At 44.2% G+C, this 22,149-nt stretch carries 15 protein-coding genes; 10 read left to right on the top strand and 5 right to left on the bottom strand.

Features of this window, described 5'->3' with window-relative positions; translation table 11 throughout:
• Positions 1-199: 199 nt before the first annotated feature.
• The 4 genes from F6K38_RS20275 (at position 200) to F6K38_RS20260 (ending at position 7,861) form a co-directional block, all read left to right on the top strand.
• Positions 200-322 (top strand): hypothetical protein, encoded by a 123-nt coding sequence (locus F6K38_RS20275; protein WP_267872101.1) that lies wholly within the window; start codon positions 200-202, stop codon positions 320-322.
• A 1,148-nt stretch (positions 323-1,470) separates the two neighbouring features.
• Positions 1,471-2,253 (top strand): PEP-CTERM sorting domain-containing protein, encoded by a 783-nt coding sequence (locus F6K38_RS20270; protein WP_287357255.1) that lies wholly within the window; start codon positions 1,471-1,473, stop codon positions 2,251-2,253.
• 520 nt (positions 2,254-2,773) lie between these two features.
• Positions 2,774-4,369: an efflux RND transporter periplasmic adaptor subunit gene (locus F6K38_RS20265; RefSeq protein WP_008188515.1), complete on the top strand. Its 1,596-nt coding sequence runs from the start codon at positions 2,774-2,776 to the stop codon at positions 4,367-4,369.
• Positions 4,370-4,618: 249 nt separating this feature from the next.
• Positions 4,619-7,861 (top strand): efflux RND transporter permease subunit, encoded by a 3,243-nt coding sequence (locus F6K38_RS20260; RefSeq protein ID WP_287250947.1) that lies wholly within the window; start codon positions 4,619-4,621, stop codon positions 7,859-7,861.
• 161 nt (positions 7,862-8,022) lie between these two features.
• Here F6K38_RS20260 and F6K38_RS20255 read toward each other — a convergent pair whose 3' ends face one another.
• Positions 8,023-8,766: a Uma2 family endonuclease gene (locus F6K38_RS20255; RefSeq protein ID WP_008188518.1), complete on the bottom strand. Its 744-nt coding sequence runs from the start codon at positions 8,764-8,766 to the stop codon at positions 8,023-8,025.
• 216 nt (positions 8,767-8,982) lie between these two features.
• Positions 8,983-10,167 (bottom strand): tRNA preQ1(34) S-adenosylmethionine ribosyltransferase-isomerase QueA, encoded by a 1,185-nt coding sequence (queA, locus tag F6K38_RS20250; RefSeq protein ID WP_008188519.1) that lies wholly within the window; start codon positions 10,165-10,167, stop codon positions 8,983-8,985.
• 139 nt (positions 10,168-10,306) lie between these two features.
• On the opposite strand from queA, the gene F6K38_RS20245 reads away from it, so the two are divergent.
• Positions 10,307-10,696 (top strand): hypothetical protein, encoded by a 390-nt coding sequence (locus tag F6K38_RS20245; RefSeq protein ID WP_008188520.1) that lies wholly within the window; start codon positions 10,307-10,309, stop codon positions 10,694-10,696.
• A gap of 294 nt (positions 10,697-10,990) precedes the next feature.
• Entirely contained in the window at positions 10,991-12,352 is a 1,362-nt protein-coding gene (aroA, locus tag F6K38_RS20240; RefSeq protein WP_008188522.1) for a 3-phosphoshikimate 1-carboxyvinyltransferase, read from the top strand.
• Positions 12,353-12,750: 398 nt separating this feature from the next.
• Here aroA and F6K38_RS20235 read toward each other — a convergent pair whose 3' ends face one another.
• Positions 12,751-13,902, bottom strand: a complete 1,152-nt coding sequence (locus F6K38_RS20235) for a DUF1972 domain-containing protein (protein ID WP_008188523.1) — start codon at positions 13,900-13,902, stop codon at positions 12,751-12,753.
• A 1,357-nt stretch (positions 13,903-15,259) separates the two neighbouring features.
• On the opposite strand from F6K38_RS20235, the gene F6K38_RS20230 reads away from it, so the two are divergent.
• Positions 15,260-17,545 carry an alpha/beta fold hydrolase gene (locus tag F6K38_RS20230; RefSeq protein ID WP_287357254.1) on the top strand — a complete coding sequence of 762 codons (2,286 nt, stop codon included), beginning with the start codon at positions 15,260-15,262 and terminating at the stop codon, positions 17,543-17,545.
• A gap of 202 nt (positions 17,546-17,747) precedes the next feature.
• Here the strand turns inward: F6K38_RS20230 and F6K38_RS20225 are convergent, their stop codons facing one another.
• Positions 17,748-18,950 carry a glycosyltransferase family 4 protein gene (locus tag F6K38_RS20225; RefSeq protein WP_008188526.1) on the bottom strand — a complete coding sequence of 401 codons (1,203 nt, stop codon included), beginning with the start codon at positions 18,948-18,950 and terminating at the stop codon, positions 17,748-17,750.
• Between the two features lie 216 nt (positions 18,951-19,166).
• Here F6K38_RS20225 and F6K38_RS20220 point away from each other — a divergent pair, with 216 nt between their 5' ends.
• The 3 genes from F6K38_RS20220 to F6K38_RS20210 are packed head-to-tail and all read left to right on the top strand — an operon-like array spanning position 19,167 to position 21,100.
• Entirely contained in the window at positions 19,167-19,289 is a 123-nt protein-coding gene (locus F6K38_RS20220) for a hypothetical protein (RefSeq protein WP_008188527.1), read from the top strand.
• A 51-nt stretch (positions 19,290-19,340) separates the two neighbouring features.
• Positions 19,341-20,525, top strand: coding sequence for an AAA family ATPase (locus tag F6K38_RS20215; RefSeq protein ID WP_008188528.1), 1,185 nt, complete (start codon positions 19,341-19,343; stop codon positions 20,523-20,525).
• Entirely contained in the window at positions 20,525-21,100 is a 576-nt protein-coding gene (locus F6K38_RS20210; protein ID WP_008188529.1) for a DUF4276 family protein, read from the top strand. The genes F6K38_RS20215 and F6K38_RS20210 overlap by 1 nt, the downstream gene beginning before the upstream one ends.
• Positions 21,101-21,181: 81 nt before the next feature.
• Here the strand turns inward: F6K38_RS20210 and F6K38_RS20205 are convergent.
• Positions 21,182-22,149 (bottom strand): sulfotransferase family protein (locus tag F6K38_RS20205; protein WP_287357252.1); only part of this gene is annotated, 968 nt, incomplete at its 5' end.

Below are 22,149 nucleotides of genomic sequence, written 5' to 3'. Positions count from 1 at the left end.
CCCGTGTCGTTAATAAAGTAACCCGTGTATCCGTTCGCGCCCCGCGTCGGCGAAAGCCGATAGTGATGGCTGGAGTTGGTAAGAAGCCCACACTGTAATCTTCGATGAGCGTGTGGGAGTATGTCACTTTATAAACAGTTTCTAAGTCCTATTCTGTCAACATCAATAATGGAACAGCCCTTATTCACACATTTAAATTGTGAATAGGGGCGCTTTGGGGAGATGGGGAGATGGTCAGAGGGTAGACCGGCTTTTTCACAAGTGGATTGACCGTTGGTCACGCTACGGGAACGATTGGCCGTTGGCCAAGCTACGCGATTGACCGTAGGTCACGCTACTTGAGGTGGAAATTTAAATGCATCTTAGGGAACCCAAGTATAGCGTTTTTATTTGAGATGTAAACATAGGACTGCATCAATATAGGGAACAGGAAACAGAGAACAGGGAAGAGTAGGAAGGGTGCATCTCATATTTGTAAAAAAGATCGGAAGTGTGGGGCCCGGGCGCGGGGAGTGTGGGGCCCGGGCGCGGGGAGTGTAGAAATTTTCGCCCGAATTTTTGCCTAATTGCAAAACTGAGATGCACCCAGTAGGAAAGAGCTCCGAATAGTTTTTGATGTTATCAGAAAGCGATGCAGCGCGGTCATGGGGGTTCCCCCCATGACCGACTGCATCAAGACACAGCAATATTGTTTATGACCTATTGGTAAATGCTATATTGACTGAATTATCTCTTATCAAAGAATTTTTCATTAAAACTTGATTATTTTAAAGATTGAGTAAATTTTACTTGGATTAGCTCAATTTTTCCAGATTTATATGTAATATTATTCTTGGGAAATAAATCAGTCATCAACGTTAAATCGTTCTTGTCATAGCTACCAACCTAAAGCAGTAAAAGAAAAGACCTCCCTCTGGGGATAATAATCAACAATGAACTCTATCTTGAGAGAGCGCTGCTTGAGTTCGTAGCGATTTTTCTGATTAGTTACATCCATGCTTAAACTAGTTGGCTTGGATGTGTCAGATCATGGTGCTTGCGTATTAAGAGGCTCTAGATTTTAGAATTAATTGATTTGAGCCCCTTGATATTTAGATGTTCTGACTTATAGCTTTTATGGCCTTGATGAGGTATGGTTATCAACCTCAAAGTCCTCCTTACAAATGGGGACCAACGGGGAGCATCCCAATTTGGCACGTTAGCTCTTTTTAGGGGGCTGAAACCCTTGAAATATCGTTGCTTTGGGTAATATTGTTTCCAAAATGGGATGCTCCCGACCAACGGGGGATCGCTTTGTACCTCATTGAAGAGAGAATTGCTATATTAATAAATTCTCCAATACTCTCCAAACCGATGCAGTGGCTCATAGGATAAACCCCCTTTTGCCGCGCTGCATCAAGACATAGTTACAGCAAATAGTGTCGTCGCGAAAACCATCGTATTTTCCCTAACAAAGGAGTAATCAAGTTTATGTCTACTCGCCAATTGTTCAATGTCTTAACCCTATGCTCAGGTACAGTAAGTTTAGTTAGTGCCGCAACTCTTTTAAGTGCTAACCCAGCTTTGGCAATTGTCAATGGCAGTTTTGAGACTGGTGATTTCAACCCATGGGCAACCATAGGCGACACTAGTATTGAGACAGCAGAGTTTGGAAGTGGTCCAACAGATGGAGACTTCCAAGCTTTACTAACTACTGGTGTTGGCTCAGTTCCTGTCTCGGATATAGAAACATTCCTAGGATTAACAGCTGGAAGCTTAGCTACTATCCCTAATCTTCCCAATGTAGATACTCCCACAGAGGGTTCTGCAATTCAACAAACCTTCACTGCCTATGCCGGAGATATTTTGACTTTTGATTGGAACTTTCTCACGAATGAATTTACATCATCTTTGAATCCAGAAGATTTTAACGGTCTTCCCTTTGTTAATCCAGAAGTTTTTAACGATTTTTCCTTCGTCAGCATCTCTCAAATGGTAGATGGACTAGCTGACACCAACTCCCCACTATTCATAGAATCTTTGACACCTTTCTTTGAAGAGACTGGCTTTCAGAGTTTTTCTTATACCTTTGAAACCTCTGGAACCTTTAGTTTAGGATTTGGAGTCTTGGACGAGGATGATGATATTGTTGATTCTGGACTGCTGATTGACAATGTTCAGCTAACACCCGTTCCGGAACCTGCTTCAATTTTGGGCTTACTAGCATTAGGTGCTTTGGGAACAGGTGCAGCTTTCAAAAAAAAGACTGCTTAAACATATGCGCTACCCGAACAGCGTTCAGCGCTCAGCAGTCAGCAGACAAATAAATCCTTCTAATTAGTTTAAATTAATCCTCAAAAAACCCCACTGGTTTAAGACACTGGTGGGGTTAATTTATGATATAATTTGTCTACAAATTTATCAATATTTAAATGCAGCAATTAATTTATACCGTCTGGCGTACAGGTGAAAGCCTATAGAAGGCTAACCGCTTCCTACTCCCTACTCCCTACTCCCTTAATAAAATTATCCCTAGGTTTTAGTACTTATCCTGATTTCAACACAGGTTTTGAAGCTGTATACTTGACAAAACTTCAGAGAATGCTATAACACGGGTTTATGGCAGGGTTGCTCCAACTGATATATGGTAGATATCTGCTTGTTCTGATGCGCGCCTGTGGCATTTCTATCGAAACAAACTCCTTGGTGACAGGCGATATCCGTATATTGGGCAACTAACCCCATACTGTGCAACTCAAAAGTACTTAAGACTTGACGCTACAGGAAATAAACAATGAAATCAAATCCTTTGCCTCAAAAGCACTTGTCCTCACCTCAACCAATTCAGGAACACATTGATCAAGGGGTTGAACAGCAACCACAAGACCCATTACCCGAAGTAGAAACGGAAGCTGCCAGGGAAGCAACCAATACCCCCGCCAATCCCTCCCGTAAAAAGCGACCGATGTGGCCTTTTCTGTTGCTAGGTATCGGTATTATAGCATTGGGTGCGATCGCTTTCAAACAGTCCCAACCTAATCCCGAGGTATCACAAAACACCATCACAGCAGCCCCAGCTGAACCTAACCGGTTACCTGTACGAGCCACCCCAGTCAAAATTTATCCACTGCAACAGTTAGTTTTTGGCAATGGTTTCGTTTCAGCAGTGCGAGGCAAACACCTGACCTTCCAAACCTCAGGAACTATCACCTATCTCAAAAAAGTTAATGGACGGGATCTACGAGAGGGAGATTTTGTCAAAAAGGGTGAATTACTAGCAAAATTAGATGACCGCAGACTGCGAGCAGAGCTGGCACAAGCTCAAGCCCAAACTGCTGAAGCTCAGACCCAACGGGTAACAGCACAAGCAAATTTGTCTCAATCTCAAGCAAATGTAGAACAAACCAAAGCACAAGTACTCAGCGCCCAAGCCCAGTTTGAAGCAGCAAAAAATGATTTTGATTTAGCGATATCTGAATTCAAACGCCGTCTAGAACTTTTCGATGCCGGTGTAATCTCAGAGAGTGATGTTGATGTCTACAGAAATAGAGCCGAGGATGGTCAATCCCAAGTCAGAGCAGCACAAGCTCAAGTTAATGCTGCCTTGAGCAATGTCAAAGCTGCTGAAAGTCAGTTAGCATCTGCCCAGTCACAATTAACTGCTACTCAAGCCCAGATTGCTTCAGCCAAGGCTGGGCAAACTCGCTCTACCATTAGTTTAGAAGATACGGAGATTGTAGCACCCTTTGATGGAATTGTAGCCCACCTTAATATCCGAGAGGGAGACTTCTGGACAACCCAAATTTTAAACAGTGTAAACACTAGTAATTATCAGACTGTAGTCGATTCAGTGCCGATCATTGTCAATGACCCTAGCGCTTATGAAGTCGATGTCGAACTCCCGACCTTTTATGGCCCATTGGTGCAACCCGGTCAATCAGCTTATGTGGTGTTAGATCAAGACATGAGTAGTGCCTCTAGTAGAGGCATGACCCAACAGGAATTGTTTCGCCTTGCTAAAGCCCGAGGCGCAATTTTTTCAGTCAGTCCTTCGGTTAACCCTGGTGAGCGTTCTGTAAACGTGACCATCCGCCTGTACCAAGGAAGTAAGAATGTACTGGATAGGGAGCGAGTTTCTGTTTGGATTGCTGTGGAAGAAAACCCCACAGCCCTAAGTGTTCCTATTAATGCAATTGTCTACCGCGACCATAAACCCTATGTATTTGTTGTAAATCAACAAGAAAACGTCGTTCAACTGCGTCCGGTAACAGAGGGTATTAAGGGGATTTCTATGCAAGAAATTAAAAGTGGTGTTGAACCTGGCGATTTAGTTGTCACAGAAGGACTCAATCGCTTAGTTGATGGCACACCAGTTGAAGTTATTAACTAGTAAGGAATAATTTGGGCAGTTGGTAATTGGTAAGCATTCAGCGGTCAGCGGTCAGCTATCATGCAGACGTAACTCAGATTAAACAAATGGTTACCTGTTTTATTCAAAAGCACCGATTGCGCGTAGCCCATAAGCTGAATGCTAATAGCTAATAGCTAATAGCTATTAACTGAATGCTGAATGCTGAATGCTGAATGCTGAATGCTTACGGTAATTGCTAAGATGACGTTTTCCTTTGGTAGGTAATTGATGAGTAGTAAGCTGGTTTCCTCCAACTCTAAACCTGAGGTTTTACAGGATAAATTAGATCATAATGGGCATAATGGGCATAATGGGCATGATGTGCCTGATGTTAACCGAGCCTCAGGTTTAGCTAAATTCTTTTTCCTGAAAACAGTATTTGGTATTCTCTTGATCGTTTTGCTAACCTTGGGTGGATTGATGGGTTATCAGTCGATGGTCAAAGAAGCCGATCCAGATGTGGAAATTCCCATGGCGATAGTGACTACTACTTGGCCAGGGGCTGACCCAGAAACCATAGAAACTCAAGTTACCGATAAAATAGAAAAAGAACTCAAATCCCTCAAGGGATTGAAGAAAGTTGAGAGTGCTTCTTTCAACGGTTTCTCCCAGATATTAGTTGAATTTCAAGCTAATGCCAATGTTCAGGAGTCGATGGCACTGCTGCGGCAAAAAGTGGATGATGCTGAACCGGAGATTAATTCAGAGGCTGAGCAACCCAATATAGAGCAAATCTCTGCCCAAGATGTCCCAATTTTCTCGATTGCTTTATATGGTAATCTCGATCCGGCAGTGTTCAGTCGGGCGGCGGAAGATATTCAAGAAAGACTCGAAAAAGTCTCGGGTGTACGGGAGGTTAATGTAGCAGGACAACGGAAAGAAGTTATCAATGTCCAACTTATCCCCAGCCGCATGATTACTTTGGGGATTTCCCCAACAACAGTAAGTGACCGCCTCAGAGTTGCTAACCAGGATATGCCCTGGGACCAGATTGAAAATGAACAGATTGGGGCTCAGGTACGATTGTACGGTAGGTTTCGTACCTTGGAAGATTTACGTAGCTTGCCTATCACTCGTTTGGGTGGTGCTGATGGTAGGGTAGTGCGCCTCGATGAAGTTGCCTTAGTACGTCGGGATTTGGAAAGGGAAAAGACTCGTGCCTTCATTAGTTGGCAGGGTTCTGAGTTTGAACCCACCGTCAGCATGGATGTAGTGAAAGTACCAGGGTCTGACTCAATTAAGGTCATCGAAAAAACCTTAGAAGAACTGGAGTCTCTCAAGCAAGACCTCAATGTCTGGCCTTTTGGGATGGATTATCGGATTACCTACAGGCAGGACGAACAGATTCACGATGAGCAGAATAACCTGATCAGTAATGTGATTCAGGCAGTTATTGGTGTTTTTATCATCTTGTTCATTGCCCTGACCTGGCGAGAAGCCATAATTGCAGGGTTATCGATTCCTTTAACCTTTCTCGGAGCTATATTTCTGCTCTGGCTTAGTGGGTACACCCTTAACAATATGATCTTATATGGGATGGTCATAGCACTAGGATTGCTGGTGGATGTATTCATCTTAATGATGGAGGGGATGCATGATGCACTGTTTGTGGAGGGGTTAACCTTTAATCAGGCAGCCCTTAAGACTGTGAAAACCTATGCAGCACCAGCGTTTTCCGGTCAGCTCACAACCATTCTAGCTATGGCACCCCTGCTGGTAATTAGTGGCACGATGGGCAAGTTTGTACGGTTGATGCCCATCACAGCAATTATCTGTCTGTTGCTCAGTTATGCGATCGCTTTATTAATCGATATACCCTTGTCTCGCTTTGTGTTAGGTAATGTCAAAGGCGGGATGCAAAAAACCCGCATTGATAAACTAACCGAATCCGCCTCTGAATGGTTTAAAAACTGGAGTCTCAAGTTTACAGTACGTAACCGAGCAATAGCTGGTGCTTGGATTGTCGGAACTGTAGTTATTTTTATTACCTCTTTGGTTGCGGTTGCGCAATTACCAGGAACGCTTTTTCCTGATGCTGACACCCGCCCCATCAGTATCAATGTGGAATTACCCCCCACAGCCACCTTGGCAAAGTCTCAACAAGTGGCAGATGATTTAGGAGAAATTTTGCGTTCCAAGGATTATTTTGAAAGTGTCACCAAATTAGTTGGTCAAAAAAGTGCTTTAGTGGCAGAGAGTGGTCTTAAGCCGACACAGGATAACTATTTACTAGGTTTCTCAGCACTATTTACCAAAAAAAACGAGCGCGACCAGTTCTCCTATGACTATATAGATGACTTGCGAACAGAACTGAATCAGGCCATCCGTAATTATCCTGGAGCATCCCTAGTCATCAATGTTCCTGGTACTGGTGAAGGCGGAGACCCGATTGCCATTGAGCTAAAAGGCAATGACATGAACACACTGCGGCAGATTTCCGGTGAAGTCCAATTAGCACTGCGCCAGATTGATGGGACTGAAGATGTCCGTGATGGCTTGGGAGACTTGCGCAACGATATCAAACTTCGACCCAAACGGGAAGCTATGGATTTTTATGGCATCAGTGAAAATGACCTAGCCCTGCAGGGACGCTACATTATGACCGATAACGAGATTACAGACTCTGCCATTAGAGCAGGAAAAGACGACTTAGAAATTCGCCTGAGTACTGCGTGGCCCTCCCGCAATGGCGCTGTAGGTGGTCCCACTCGTCGTGATGAGTTGAGAATGATTCAACTGTTTTCATCAGACCACGGAGCAATATCGGGAGAGGCGATATTGGATATTGAGCAGAGCATGGCTCCCCTATCGATTACCCATACAGATACCGAACGCACAGTTACTGTTTATTCTAAAGCTAAAGGTCGCACTCCTGGAGAGATTTTGGCAGAGTTACAGCCAAAATTAGAGCAAATGAAGAAAACATGGTCTCCAGGTTATGATTACAAATTTGGCGGACAGGCTGAAACTCAAAGTGAGACCTTTGGTTCCGCAGTTAACATGTCCTATGTATCACTTTTCTTAGTTTTTTCGGTACTGGTGCTGCAATTTGGCTCTTTCAGCCAGCCTTTCATTATTATGCTCTCTATCCCCTTTGCTTTGATTGGCACTTTTAGTGGTTTCTCTTTGCTCGGGATACCCCTTTCGTTTCCTAGCATGATTGGGATTATTTCTCTAGTGGGGATTGTAGTTAATGATTCCATCGTGATCGTAGAAACCATGAACAAGCATCGTTCAAGTGGAATGAAAGTGCGACAAGCTGCAGCTCATGGTGCTTCTGACCGACTGCGCCCGGTACTCACCACCAGTATTACCACCATGGTTGGTTTGATTCCTTTAGCACTAAGTGATCCCATTTGGTTTCCTTTGTGTATGGCAATTATCTTCGGTTTATGTGCCTCAACCTTGAGTGCGTTGCTGGTGATTCCTTGTTTATATTTACAGTTGACGCCAGCTAATACTAATTCTTAAAAGATAGGCAAGAGGCAAGAGGCAAACGTTGGTTTTACTGTCAGTTATCAGCTATCAGCTATCAGCTATCAGTTAAAGGCTCTCAACTATCAGCTAAAGACTGACGGCTGACCGCTGACCGCTGACCGCTGAATGCTTAGAGAATTATTAATTCTTATTCTTCAAACTTGATCTGGATTCACTCCCATTGCTCGTAAGCGAGCAGCCAGTTTTTCAGCCCTTTCTTGAGCGATCGCCGCTTGTTCTTGAGCGATCGCCGCTTGTTCTTGAGCGATCGCCGCATTTTCTTCAGGAGTAGGTAGCACAATTCCCTCCAAAGTAGCCCAACGCAGCCAAGTGGCCTCCACATCCTTGTAAAAGCCTGACCAACGCACTAAGGCTAACCCTAATATTTCGCTAACTAGTCGCTCCTGTTCATCTTCACTTAAAGGTTGATAGACTCCATTGTCTAAGCTAAATCCGGCAAAATCCTTTGGATTAAACGGGTCGTACCAAAAATACTCTGGTACTCTAACTTGGTCTTGATAAACTAGCTTTTTGGTAGTTTTATCGGTCTTGGCTGTACTGTCAGAAATTAATTCAATGATCACATCAGGTGCTTTACCTTCTTCCCAAACTACCCAACTAAGTCGTTCGCCTTTGGGAACTCCAAGCACTACAAAGACATCTGGACCTCGGAAGTCTTGATTTTTAAGTTGTGCTTCACTGAAATGAAGAAACATATTACCGCCCACATAGCCATCTTCCCGCTGGGCTAACCACGGCAATAACGGATCAATCAGCAATTGCATCTGGAGTTTATGTCGTTCAGTTTCCATCGGAATACCGTCATCACAGGGAAGGTCATACTGAGTTGGCAGTAAAGGAGTATCAGGTACAACAGCAGAGGTCATGGTTTTAGACATAGCGATCGCATTACCTACTCAAATTTAACGCCCATAGCTACGGTATCGTTGAAATTTGGGAAAAAACCCAGCGCTTGGATCTATCTTTTTGGCTAAAAATCTGGTACGGAAGTTCAAAATTAAATTATTGTTTATAGCGTTTCTGATAGTAACCAGGTACACAGGATTTTTTACCTCTTCCCCATTCCCTACTCCCTACTCCCTATTCCCTATTCCCTATTCCCTATTCCCTATTCCCTGTTCCCTGGGAACATCTCTAGCTTCTGGCAAAATTAACATCGCATCACCAAAGGAATAAAAGCGATAACCCTGAGCGATCGCATCCTGGTACAAGGTCAGTAACCGCTCCCTACCTACCATGGCGCTAACTAACATTAATAAACTCGACCGAGGTAAGTGGAAATTGGTAATCAATCCCTCCACTACCTGCCACTGATAACCTGGGTAGATAAATAAGTTAGTCTTACCACAATAGGGTTGTAATTCCCCATCCACAACAGCTCCCTCTAGAGCACGGACTACCGTTGTGCCTACGGCAATAACTCGACCTCCCGTTGCTCTAGTTTCCTGAATTTGCTCCACAGTTGATTGGGGGACTTCTAACCACTCTCCGTGCATGTCGTGTTCGGTAATATCCTCCACTTCTACAGGTCGAAATGTACCAACCCCCACGTGTAGGGTGATATACCCTAGCCGAATTCCCCGTTGGCGGCAGTTTTCCAATAGCTCATTGGTGAAATGGAGTCCAGCGGTGGGAGCCGCAACAGCACCATTCTTTTGAGCATAAATGGTTTGATACTGGTCTGGGGTAGCTTGAGAGTCTTGGATATAGGGGGGTAGAGGAACCTGGCCATACAACTCCAACAGGGTTTCCCAGGATACTCCCTCTGGGAAATCAAACTGCAATATCCGCCCACTGGTTGCTTCATCTGTTGCCAGAACAGTTGCTTTAAGAGGAGGTAGGGGGGTAGTTAGCTGTTTCGAGACGCTACTATCGTTGAGCCCAACTTGGGATGAGGGGGTAAACCAAATCTCTGCTCCTGGCTTAAGACGCCTACCTGGTTTCACTAAAGCTAGCCAACTCTGGTGTTGTCCCTGATGTTCTCGCTCTTCTAACAACAATATCTCCACAGGCGCACCAGTGGATTTACGCCCATAGAGTCGAGCGGGGATAACCCTGGTGTTATTGAGGATCAATAGGTCACCCGGTTGCAGTAGCTGAGGTAATTCCCTAAAGATGTGGTGGCTATGGTGAGTTGGTGAATCTACCACCAGCAGTTTTGAACCATCCCTCTCGCTCAAGGGTGTTTGGGCAATTTGCTCTTGGGGTAGTTCATAGTCATAGCTTGAGACTAATTGGTCGATTTGGTGCTTGGATGTCTGTTTGTCAATCCCTGTCATGCTGTTATTCCTACATTGGGGAATATCCCCTATCTAAGATCGGGGGAGTATCCCCTACCAGTTAGCAATCCTGGCTTGCGAAAATAAAGATATCGGATATGATATCAAGCCTCAGTTGGTTACTAACTAACTCCTCTCTATGGATTACCTTTACTTTTTAGCTAATGCCAGTCTAACTCTGCGAGTCGTTGAGTATCTAAAAGACTCGCCCCAGCTACCTATCAAATTTGCCACGGTGATTCATCGGATTGATGGCTGGGTGGTTAAGGTCAAGATGGACACACCTTTAACCGCTCAACAACATGGAGACTTTCGGGCTTATATGAACGAGTTGGGGATTCCCTACAGCCCTGACATTCGTGTGCAAATGGCTCTGTGGAGTCTGGAAACCGGACAGTCACCGGTAGAGGTCATGCGTCGCTACCAAGTTGCTGTGGTTTCTCATGGTAGTCCAAACCAGAGCGACATAGAAGCTTTTTGCGAACAATTTACCATGGGTTTGGGATATTGTCCAGAAACCTTGGCTTGAGCAACGCTCAATTAATGTAGGGTGGGCAGTGGATCAGTTCATGTAGGGTGGGCAGTGGATCAGACAGATTCAGAAGCTGACAAAGCACCTTGCTAGGCACTGCCCACCGTAGGATTAATCACTGGAGGAAGTTCATGTAGGGTGGGCAGTGGATCAGACAGATCCAGAAACTGACCAAGCACCTTGCTAGGCACTGCCCACCGTAGGATTAATCACAACGGTGCCAGATCTCAGTAATACCTAGAATTTTGATAAAATCGGTTATGATTCAGCACGGTAATGTAACCGAAGTCTATGCCCTTGCCAGCAAATCTAGTCACCCTAACTACGACGGAAAATCAACAGACTTTAAGCATAAATCCCCCAACCTCTGGTCTATCTTTGCAGGGAGTTATCAGCATACCAGGGGATAAATCGATTTCCCACCGAGCCTTAATGTTGGGAGCGATAGCCTCAGGAAAAACTACCATTAAAGGGTTACTGTTGGGAGAAGACCCCCAAAGCACTGCTAGCTGCTTTCGTGCTTTGGGCGCAGATATCTCGGAACTTAATACTGAACAAGTGATTGTTAAGGGTATAGGACTAGGGAAACTGCAAGAACCCGTTGATGTCTTAAATGCAGGTAACTCGGGTACTACCCTACGACTGATTCTGGGACTACTCGCCTCTGCTGCTGACCGATTTTTTACTGTAACCGGTGACAAGTCTTTGCGATCGCGTCCGATGTCCCGTGTGGTGAAACCCCTACAACAAATGGGAGCCAGCATCTGGGGGCGTGAAGGTGCAACGCTCGCTCCCCTGGCCATTAAAGGCTCCGTTCTTAAACCAATTCACTACCACTCTCCCATCGCCTCAGCTCAAGTAAAATCCTGTATTATCCTCGCTGGTTTAATGACCGAAGGACAAACAACTGTCACTGAACCAGCCCTCTCCCGTGACCACAGCGAACGGATGCTCAAAGCCTTTGGAGCTCAGATTATTACTGACCCAAAAACCAATAGTGTTACGGTGACAGGACCGGCTCAGTTGCAAGGGCAAGCCGTAATTGTTCCTGGTGATATTAGCTCAGCTGCCTTTTGGTTAGTAGCCGGAGCGATTGTACCCGGTTCAGAACTGATTGTGGAAAATGTGGGTGTTAACCCTACCCGTACAGGTATTTTAGAAGCCCTATCCATGATGGGGGCTGATATTGAGCTGTTAAATCAGCGAGTAGTGGCTGGGGAGCCGGTGGCAGATTTGCGGGTACGTCACGGTAACCTCATCAAAGGATGCACCATTGCGGGTGACTTGATTCCCCGCCTGATTGATGAAATTCCGATTTTAGCAGTAGCAGCAGTCTTTGCCCAAGGAACTACTATCATTCGGGATGCAGCAGAACTGCGAGTTAAGGAAAGCGATCGCTTAGCGGTGATGGCATCCCAGTTGAACCAGATGGGAGCTAAGGTCACTGAATTGCCCGATGGTCTAGAGATTATTGGTGGTACTCCCTTAACCGGTACAGACGTGGATAGTCATACTGACCACCGTATTGCCATGAGTTTAGCGATCGCAGCCCTCAATTCCCAAGGTACAACTACCATTCACGGTGCTGAAGCGGCTGCCATCTCCTATCCAAACTTCACTACCACCTTGCAAGAGGTAATTAAGGCTTGTTGACCGTAAGTATTCAGCTATCAGCTATCAGCTATCAGCGGTCAGCTGTCAGCTTTTGAATACAAGAGGTAAGCATTCGTTTAATAGTCACGAAAGCACAGCGCTTGTGGCCTGTGCCACAAAGAAGCCTGTGCCACAAAGCACCGATTGCGCTACGCCCACGCTACGGGAATGGCCAAGGGCTTTTACCCAGACTTTCAATTCTGATTAATCTTGAACTATTAAATTCTATCCTTAGAGGTTTATTTTAAGCATTAGGCTGACGGCATTAGGCTGACGGCTGACCGCTCAAAATAAATAAAAGTAAAGGGTAAAAGTTTCTAACATTACCCTTTACCCTTTACTAGTTACCCTTTAACCCAAATTTTTCCCCGAGCAGCTAGCCTAACTTATGAAGGCTATCACTCTATTTCAGGGATTGGAGAACTTAACAAAGCTAGTTTATGCAGCTGCTTGGCTTTGGATAGGAACAACCTTTCGTAGGCTTTAATATCCTTATCCTGAGCAAATTCCTGATAGTAGCGCTCTTTGCTGGCTAGTTTCATTTTTTGCAGTTCATCACCATCATTTAGCAGTATCTCCAGCTTCTCGTCCAATTCCGATTCATTTTTGAAATAGTGAGCACCAGGTCCTGCAACCCAACGATTGAAGCGATTATTGTTTGCCAGAACCGGTTGACCAGCGCTGAGGGCTTCTACTAAAGAAGGATTAGTGCCACCAACTTGATGTCCATGAATATAGAGTCGTGCGTGGAATCTCAAGGCATTAACCACTGACTTATTATAGATAGCACCAGGAAAGATCACCTCATCACTGGCTGCTTCTAAAACTTGTTTGTGATAGGGTATCTGATCAGGTAAATAGCGACCAAGCACCACCAATTTAAGACCCCGATGTCGCCTGGAAAAGCCAGAAACAATCTCTAGAATCGAGTTTTCTGGTTCAGGTCTGGCAATCACCAAAGCATACTCCTTCGGAACCAGATTATAGGGGGTTAAAAGTTGTGAGTCGGCATCAACAACTTTCTCGGTTCCATAAGGAATCATCGTGATTTTATCAGAAGCTACTTTTCGGGTCAATAAATGACTCTTGATTCCTGGATGATCAGCAATTAAACTGTTAGCTAACCAACACCCAGCCCATTCATTGAGATATAACCAAATTTTTTCAGGAAGCCTCCATTTACTGCGTTTCCATTCCAGACCATCCATATTCATAAAATTGGTAATCCCTTTGAGGCGATACCAAATACTGAAGATGGCTGTGTTATAGCCAAGGGTAAGCACGATACCCTTTTGTTTGACCGCATGTAATGTAGATTTCCAGTCAAAAATAATCGATCCCAGTGCGTTGCCATAGGGAACCGGTATATGAACCAGACGAATACCATGCCAGTATTCTTCAAACATCTGATTTTTGTGCTCTTCCTGACAATATACTGTGACTTCCCATCCCTGAGATACAAGATATTTTGACAGCCGTTCCGCGAAAGTTTCAAATCCACCATATTGGGCGGGAATGCCACGGATACCAAGAATTGATAGTTTCAACATTTTAGATGCCCGAGTCTAACAGTATACAAAGGAAAAAACTTGCCTTCCCAATTCACGATTTACTTGGACTAAGTGAGCTAAATCACGAAAATGCACCGAACAGCCGATAACAAACGGCTATCAAAGCGATGCAGAGGTGCGACCCGTGGCGAATTTAATTCGACGACTGTAAGCGCACCTAAGCGGTCTTGGGGGAAACCCCCACTCGCTATTGCATCAAGACAGGTAGATAAACCCGATAATTTTTTTTGCCTACCTTGAGCTGCTTTATCAATCAAGTAGATTTCTAGGATAAGGCTAGGCCATGATTTGTCAAAACTCTGTTAGTTTGGCGCAGTTTGACAATGGACTATTACCTGCCATTACTGAGATAGTATTTATCAACAAACCCTTAAAACCATTAAGTATAATACGTTCCAGCGCGGTTGTTAATGTCAGACTTGATTTGATTGTAATACTGCTGGAACGCACTACCCGGAGCAGAGGGGATGTGACGCGCTTCACGCTGTGTCCCCTACAAATTTAGGATTTGTGTGATCAATAGTCTCTGAACTTTAGGCGGTCGTTGAAGCGGTTGTGCCAACTTGTCAAAACTGCCATAATCTGTTACCATTTCAGGATTTTTTAGGACGAATAACTTGACCATAGATGCAAGAATCACCATTAGTTTTCCAAACGGTTTAACGATGGCTTTGCTATTTAATCAGCCTTTCACACAGTATCTTAAAATCCCTGTCCAAATTCGATATTTTAACAAAAGTTAATGTTGTAAACAGCGGTCAATCAATTATCAATAAACTGCTACATATTGTAGTATCTCCCATTCAATCAACTCAACGGTGATCGACGTGGCACTGAGCGAGTTCATGGAAAAACCTCCAACAATTAAATTGAGCTGAAGCAACATCTGATTAGTGATCAGACTTGAGTGATCAGACTTGGGTAACAGGTTAATCAGACTTTGTGAAAAAACTGTGAACTCATCTATCCGGTAGAGTAAACAATTAGCTATTTTAAGGTAATAAACTACCTAGTGACGTAGATTTGATGATAAAAGTTCCAGGATTTATAGGAGTTACTAAATTTAGTTGGTTTTGGCTCGCTAACCCACCAAATATGGGGGGTAATACTCAAAAAATATACTAAGTTTGGTGTAGCAACGGGGGCAATGGGTAAGTCCTGATTGATCAAAAAAATCTCAAAAAAAATCTCAAACAGCGCGCTGAGTTGGCTTACAGTAAATCGTTTTACCCTGTTTTCAGGCTCAGTCTTGAAGAAATCCCAAAAAAAAGCTATACTGTATTAATTGAATAAGTAACGTTTGCTATATTAGTTTTGCTGTGAAATCTGAGCAATCATGGCTCCCGCAAGTAACCTAATCAGCAACTGGGAAATCAGGGATGTGTTAGAACCGAGTACTCGCCAACCCCAACAACTACCGAAACAATTACCGAAACAATTATTGATAAACGGCCAACAGCCCAAGCTTCAGCCGGTGGCATTTATGTTTCCAGGACAGGGAGCACAATATGTCAATATGGGGCTGGAACTAATCCATGAAATATCAACATTTCGTGATTTGATTGATCGATGCTCAGAACTCCTCAAACCCCATCTGGGTATTGACCTGCGCCATGTACTCTACCCAAAGCAGGAACAGACGAATCAGGCCACAGAGCAACTGAAACAGACTACTATTACCCAGCCAGCCATGTTTGTGATCGAGTACGCCCTAGCTCAGTTATGGATGTCTTGGGGAGTCAGTCCCCAAGCGATGATCGGTCACAGTATCGGTGAATATGTGGCAGCCTGTGTAGCTGGGGTCTTCTCCTTAGAGGATGCATTATCTCTGGTTGCCCTTCGAGGGCAGATGATGCAACAACTGCCTGGTGGTTCAATGCTTGCTGTTCCTTTACCAGAACAAGAGCTGCAATCCCTGCTGGGTCAGGAACTATCCTTAGCAGTGATTAACGGGCCATCCCAATCAGTGATTTCTGGTCCTACTGATGCGATCGCATTATTACAAAACCAATTGGATCAACAAGGGCTAGAGTACCGCAGGCTACATACCTCCCATGCCTTTCATTCCAAGATGATGGAACCGATCTTGGACTCCTTCACCAACCAGGTAAAACAGGTTAGTCTCAATCCCCCACAAATTCCCTACCTATCTAATGTTACTGGCACTTGGATTACAGCCGAGCAAGCAGTCAATCCAGGCTATTGGGCTCAGCATCTGCGGCAAACTGTGCGATTTTCTCAAGGTGTGCAACAGCTGTTGAAACAACCAGAGACGATCCTGCTAGAAGTAGGGCCTGGGCGAACCTTGAGCACATTAACTAAACGACACTCTCAGAAAGCGGTTGAGCAGCTGGTGCTAACGTCGGTACGTCATCCACGACAGGAGCAATCGGATCTAAGCTTCTTGCTCACTACCGTAGAACAGCTCAGGGAAGCAGGGGTATCAGTGGATTGGGATGGATGCTATGGTCAGACACCTGACCAGCAAGACATCCCAAGGCACAAAGGCCAAGAAGAGGATGCCCAAAAAGACAACAGTACTCTGGTAGCACCTGACCAACCTCAGCCAGACTCATCCAACACCTTTGTTGCTCCCCGAGATGACTTAGAACGTCAATTGACCAAAATTTGGGAAAACGTCTTAGGAATCAAATCTATCAGTGTTACAGATAACTTCTATGACCTAGGAGGAGACTCTCTCCTAGCCGTGCGCCTGTTTGCTGAGATTGAGAAGGTTTTCCAGAAAAAACTGCCCTTAGCTTCTCTGCTGATGGCTCCAACTGTAGCCCAATTAGTCAACCAGCTGCGCCAAGACCAAGGAGCAGCACCTTGGTCCTCAGTAGTATCAATTCAGCCCAATGGTTCCAAACCGCCTCTATTCTGTATTCATGGAGCCGGTGGTAATGTTCTCAGTTTTCGGGATTTGGCACATTATTTGGGTTCCGAGCAACCGTTTTATGGACTACAATCATTGGGTCTCGATGGCAAACAGACTCCCCTGACCACAGTTGAAGATATGGCTCGCTGCTACCTCCAGGAAATACGTAGTATTCAGCCCAAGGGTCCCTATTTTCTGTCAGGATACTGCTTTGGAAGTAAGATTGCTCTGGAAATTGCTCAGCTGCTCCGCTTAGACGGTGAGACAGTGGCTCTGCTAGCTCTCCTTGAACCTAGCCCTCTTGAATTCTCCACAAGTGAAAAGCAACTTCCCTATAAGCGCAGCTATAGTGACCGATTAAAAGGACTGTTTCAGCGATTGATTCACAGAGGTTTTCAAGACGTAATCAAGCAGCAATTCCTAAAGCTTGTTTCTAAATTATATCAGTCCTTTGGGATTTCTTTACCGCAATCTCTCCAAATCATCAAAGTCCAAGAAGCTAACACCTTCGCTTCAAAAAACTATGTGGCCAAACGCTACTATCCAAACCCAGTAACAATGTTCTTGACCAGTGAGCGGATTGCCCAGTCTCCAGAACTCCAAAAAGGCTGGATAGATTTAGTTACTGGAAACCTGGAAATCCAGGAAATCTCTGGTAAGCACTTAGATGACCAACCAGGGAGTTTTCTCAAAGACCCCCATGTAGAGCTACTAGCTCAAAAAATTAGGGCTTGCATAGATTAGGTAATTGTCAGGTAATTGTTAATTTAAACCTAAGCATTAAGCCGTCAGCGATCAGCTGTCAGCCATCAGCCATTGGCCACGCTGCGCGAACAGCTTTATTCAAAAGCACCTCAAGTATCACCATCTGTAGTCCATAAGCTGAGAGCTGAGAGCTGATAGCTGAATGCTGAGAGCTGATACCTGATACCTGATACCTGAATGCTTACGAATTTATAACTTCCTGATATAGATTCAACATTTGTTCACCGATTATCTCCCATGACCAATTCTCTGAAACTATCACTCGTCCTTTTAGTCCCATAGATATGCGCTTTTCCCCATTAGTTGCTAACTGCAACAGTGCTTGATCTAAATCATTGATCACTTGGGATAGGTTATCGACAGGCACTTTAATTCCCCAGTCTTCTTGAACCATCAACGACGGTCCACCAATATCGAGACAAACCACAGGTCTACCAGAAGCCATTGCTTCCAACACCACCGTCGGCCAATGATCATGGAAACTCGGATGCATTAACACGTCCACCTCTGCCATCCGTTGTAGCACCTGATCACGGGAAAGCTTCCCCCAAAAACGTACAGCATCACCGCATCCAAGGTCCTTGGCCAATTTCTGTAGCCTCTCCTTTTCAGGACCATCACCAATCAGCCAGTATTCACTAGTAGGTCGTTCACGATGGAACTGGGCAAAGGCACGGATGCCCAATGCAAACCCTTTCCAACCCAAAAATCTGCCGATACTAACCACTCGAAAGGGTTCGTCTTGGCGCTGGGGCAGTTGACCTAATCTTTCAATATCCTTTTGATTAAGACCAAAGGGAGGAAAAGCCTTAACTGGTAAATTGTCTGACCATTGGCTCGCTTCCCGAGATAGAATTAATTGGGCGCGAGAAGCAACAGACCACTGGGTAAAGCCACCTAGAAGATTCATCGACACCATCCGAATCCGTTCCATCATGGCCGATTGTAGGGATAATGTCTTCAAGAGTACCGAAGGAATTTTATCTTTAGCTCCACCATTCCAAATGAATGGTACATCTAGCCAGCCTATCCATGTTGGCAACCAGGAATTTTGATAAGTGACATGGTGAACTAAATCAAAGCCAATTTCGCTCTGGAGTTTTTTGGCCACAAAAAATGCTCTAATCTGCCAGGCGATATAGTACAAATAATGGGACAATCCTGAATTCCGAGACCCTTCAGACATTGCTACAAAGATAAAGGTGACATTGTCTAAAGGTGAATTAGCCAATTCCTGTTCAATCTGAGATTGATCAGTTATGTTAGTGAGCACCCAACACTTATGGCTATGGTCTTTAGCTATTTGTTTTACGACATTCCAACCTATACCATATTCAGACCCTCTTACTGGGGAACAGCCATAAGCAGAAATCAGGATATTCATGATTCTTTTTCCCTGATTAATTCAGCTGATAATTAGTTATATTTTAACAGTTAACAGACTTAGGCGTCTGACTAGGGAGTATGTTACCTTTGGAATTAGGTAAATTGATCCCCTCCGATCACAGGATAGACTATCCTGAAGCACTATAGAAACATCCAAGTGTGGGTCAGTGCTCACCAAAAACAGAGCTAGCCTTGAGAACTTGATTGGGCTGTAATGGCTGTATGGCAGACTTGGGAACAGTCAGCGGAGATTAATCTAGGGGTGGTGGCGGCGGAGTTGAAGGAAGTCGATCGAGATTTGGTAGAAATTGATGCTACGATCGAGGGAGTTTTGTGATTAGTTGGGGATAGATGCTCCTTAAATGTTTGTTTAGGTAAATTAAATAGTATGAAAATCCTTTCCATAAAAATCAAAAACTATCGTGTCTTTGAAAACCTTGAAATAAAAAATATTCCCGCATTTTTTGTGATCGTTGGTGCCAACGGTACCGGTAAATCAACCCTATTTGACATATTTGGTTTTATCCACGATGCTCTCAAAAATAATATTCGTCAAGCTCTCCAAGTTCGTGGCGGTTTCAATGAAGTTATTACCCGAGGGAAAGAGCAAGAAGATATCGAAATAGAACTGCAGTTCCGTATGAAAATTCTTGGAACTCAGCGCCTGGTCACCTATATTCTGATCATTGGACAGGAGAAGAGACGACCGTTCATAAAACGAGAAATTCTGCGTTATAAACGTGGCAAACAAGGTAAACCTTTTCATTTCCTAGACTTTCGAGAAGGAAAAGGATTCGCTATCATTAACGAAGAAAACTTTGAACAAGCTGACACAGAACTAGAAAGGGAAGAACAACAACTTGAATCCAGCGACATTTTAGCAATAAAAGGCTTAGGACAATTCCAACGCTTCAAAGCCGCCAGTGCCTTTCGTTCCCTGATCGAAAACTGGCATGTTTCCGACTTTCATATCAATGAAGCTAGAGGCAGCAAAGACGCACTCTATGCCGAACACCTCTCCCCCACAGGAGATAATATGGCATTAGTAGCCCAATACATCTATCAAGAACATCCCGAAATATTCGAGAAAATTCTCCAGCGAATGCAAGAGCGAGTCCCCGGCATTTCCAAAGTAGAAGCCAAAAACACCGAAGACGGCAGACTAATCCTAAAATTTCAAGATCAAGCCTTTAAAGACCCCTTTATCGATCGCTATGTTTCCGATGGCACCATGAAAATGTTTGCCTATTTAATATTGCTCTTCGATCCTAAGCCTCACCCCCTGCTCTGTGTCGAAGAACCCGAAAACCAACTTTACCCCAGCCTTTTACATGAACTCGCCGAAGAATTTGCCAGCTATGCCCATCGTGGTGGCCAGGTCTTTGTGTCTACCCACTCCCCTGACTTTTTAAATGCCGTTCCCCTGGAGAGCATCTTTTGGCTGACCAAAGAACATGGGATCACCAAATTTTCAAGGGCTAAAGATAATCCAACCCTTGTCAATCTAGTCGAAGCTGGAGACTTACCCGGCTATCTCTGGAATCAAGGCTGGTTTAAAGGAGTTGCCCCCTAATGAGTTACGACCTAATTTTTATGCTAGAAGAACCCTCCATGAAAAACGTTTTAGATCAACTACTACCCCAAATTATCCCCAATGAAATTACCTATATTTGTATTACCCACCAAGGCAAACAGGACTTATGGAAATCTATTCCCAAGAAAATTCAAGCCTTTCAATATAGTCCTGACACTAGATTCATTATCGTCCATGACCAAGACTCCCATGATTGCAAAAAACTAAAATCCGAACTATTAGAAATTTGTCAAACTGCCGGAAAATCCAAGAATGTGATGATTCGGATCATCTGCCATGAATTAGAATCCTGGTTCTTAGGAGACTTAGCCGCAGTCGAAAAAGCCTATAGAATGAAACCTGATAGCCTCAGTAAACAACAAAGTAAACAGAAATACCGTAACCCCGATCAGCTTGATTCTGCAAAACAAGAGCTTAAACGTTTAGTTAAGGAATATTATCCAGGAACCCATTCTAAAAAAATTGCACCTCATTTATCTTTAACTGACAATACATCCCACAGTTTTCAAGTCTTTATTAAAGGTATTAAACATCTCCTATCGGTATCACCATGACCAACAAAATCTATGCCTTTTGCCTTTTGCCTTTTGCCTTGTCAACATCCACGGTTTATGAGACTTATGCAAGAGGTCTATTTACAAGCGTCGGCGAATCGCTTCTACAATGTTTCGGGTTCGGTGAAGATTCATTAACAAGGCTAGGGTCAATTTTACCGGTAAAAATGCCCAGCTTAATGCTAACATCAAGGGGTTGGGTTTCATCGAAGCATAGGAGTAACCATGGTTGAGCATGTTAGTATAGGTTACTTGCTGGCAAATATGAATCTCTGTGACAGAAAGTCCCCCACGCCGCCATTTTCCAGTAGTATTGGGGTCAATTCCCCGACGTTTTGGTGTGATTTGCTTATGGGATGAGACACCACCTTCATTTTGAGGAACGTCCAACATTTGTGGTTGGAACTCCAGACCTATAAACTGGCAAATCTGTTCCACGGTCTGTTCTGGATTTGTTACCAAATCTTCAAATCTTACCGTACGACATCGGGGATGATTGGCAAATTTTTCAGCAGCGTTAATCGAGGCATTCCAAAGTTTTGAGATGGTAAAGGGATGATAATTGCACCAAGACCGGAAGGCTTCTCGATAGGGAATATTCTTGGCACCCAGGAATTTGATTCGCCACTTATATTTTTGTGACAGCAGTACGTCTCGGGGGTCACGAACCATATTAATAATCCGGCTTTCGGGATAAAGTTCGAGGATTTCAGCCATGTATAAGACATTGCGCGGAGTTTGTTCACAAGGAATCTTCTTACCGTTGTTGGCAGCTTTGTATTCCAGAAATACCTTAAAGACATCCCCAGAGGTTAGTCTTGACTCCGGAAGCTGGGAAATAATTACTTTGGCTTCTTCACTAAAATGACTGGGATCCCCTGGACGCAGAACATCACTATGCTGAATTGATAAGAGGCGAGCGGCTAGCTGTTCTGCTTCTGCCTGAGTCAGGTAAGAGTCCCGATGCTGCTCGGACCATAACTGCCCAAAAAAATGGAGTTCCTCAAAGGTGAAAACCTCTGAATTTAATCCCAAGATTAGACCCATCA

Source organism: Moorena sp. SIO3B2 (genome assembly GCF_010692525.1).
Classification (GTDB): Bacteria; Cyanobacteriota; Cyanobacteriia; order Cyanobacteriales; family Coleofasciculaceae; genus Moorena; species Moorena producens.
This window is presented reverse-complemented; position numbering and strand designations above follow the sequence as displayed.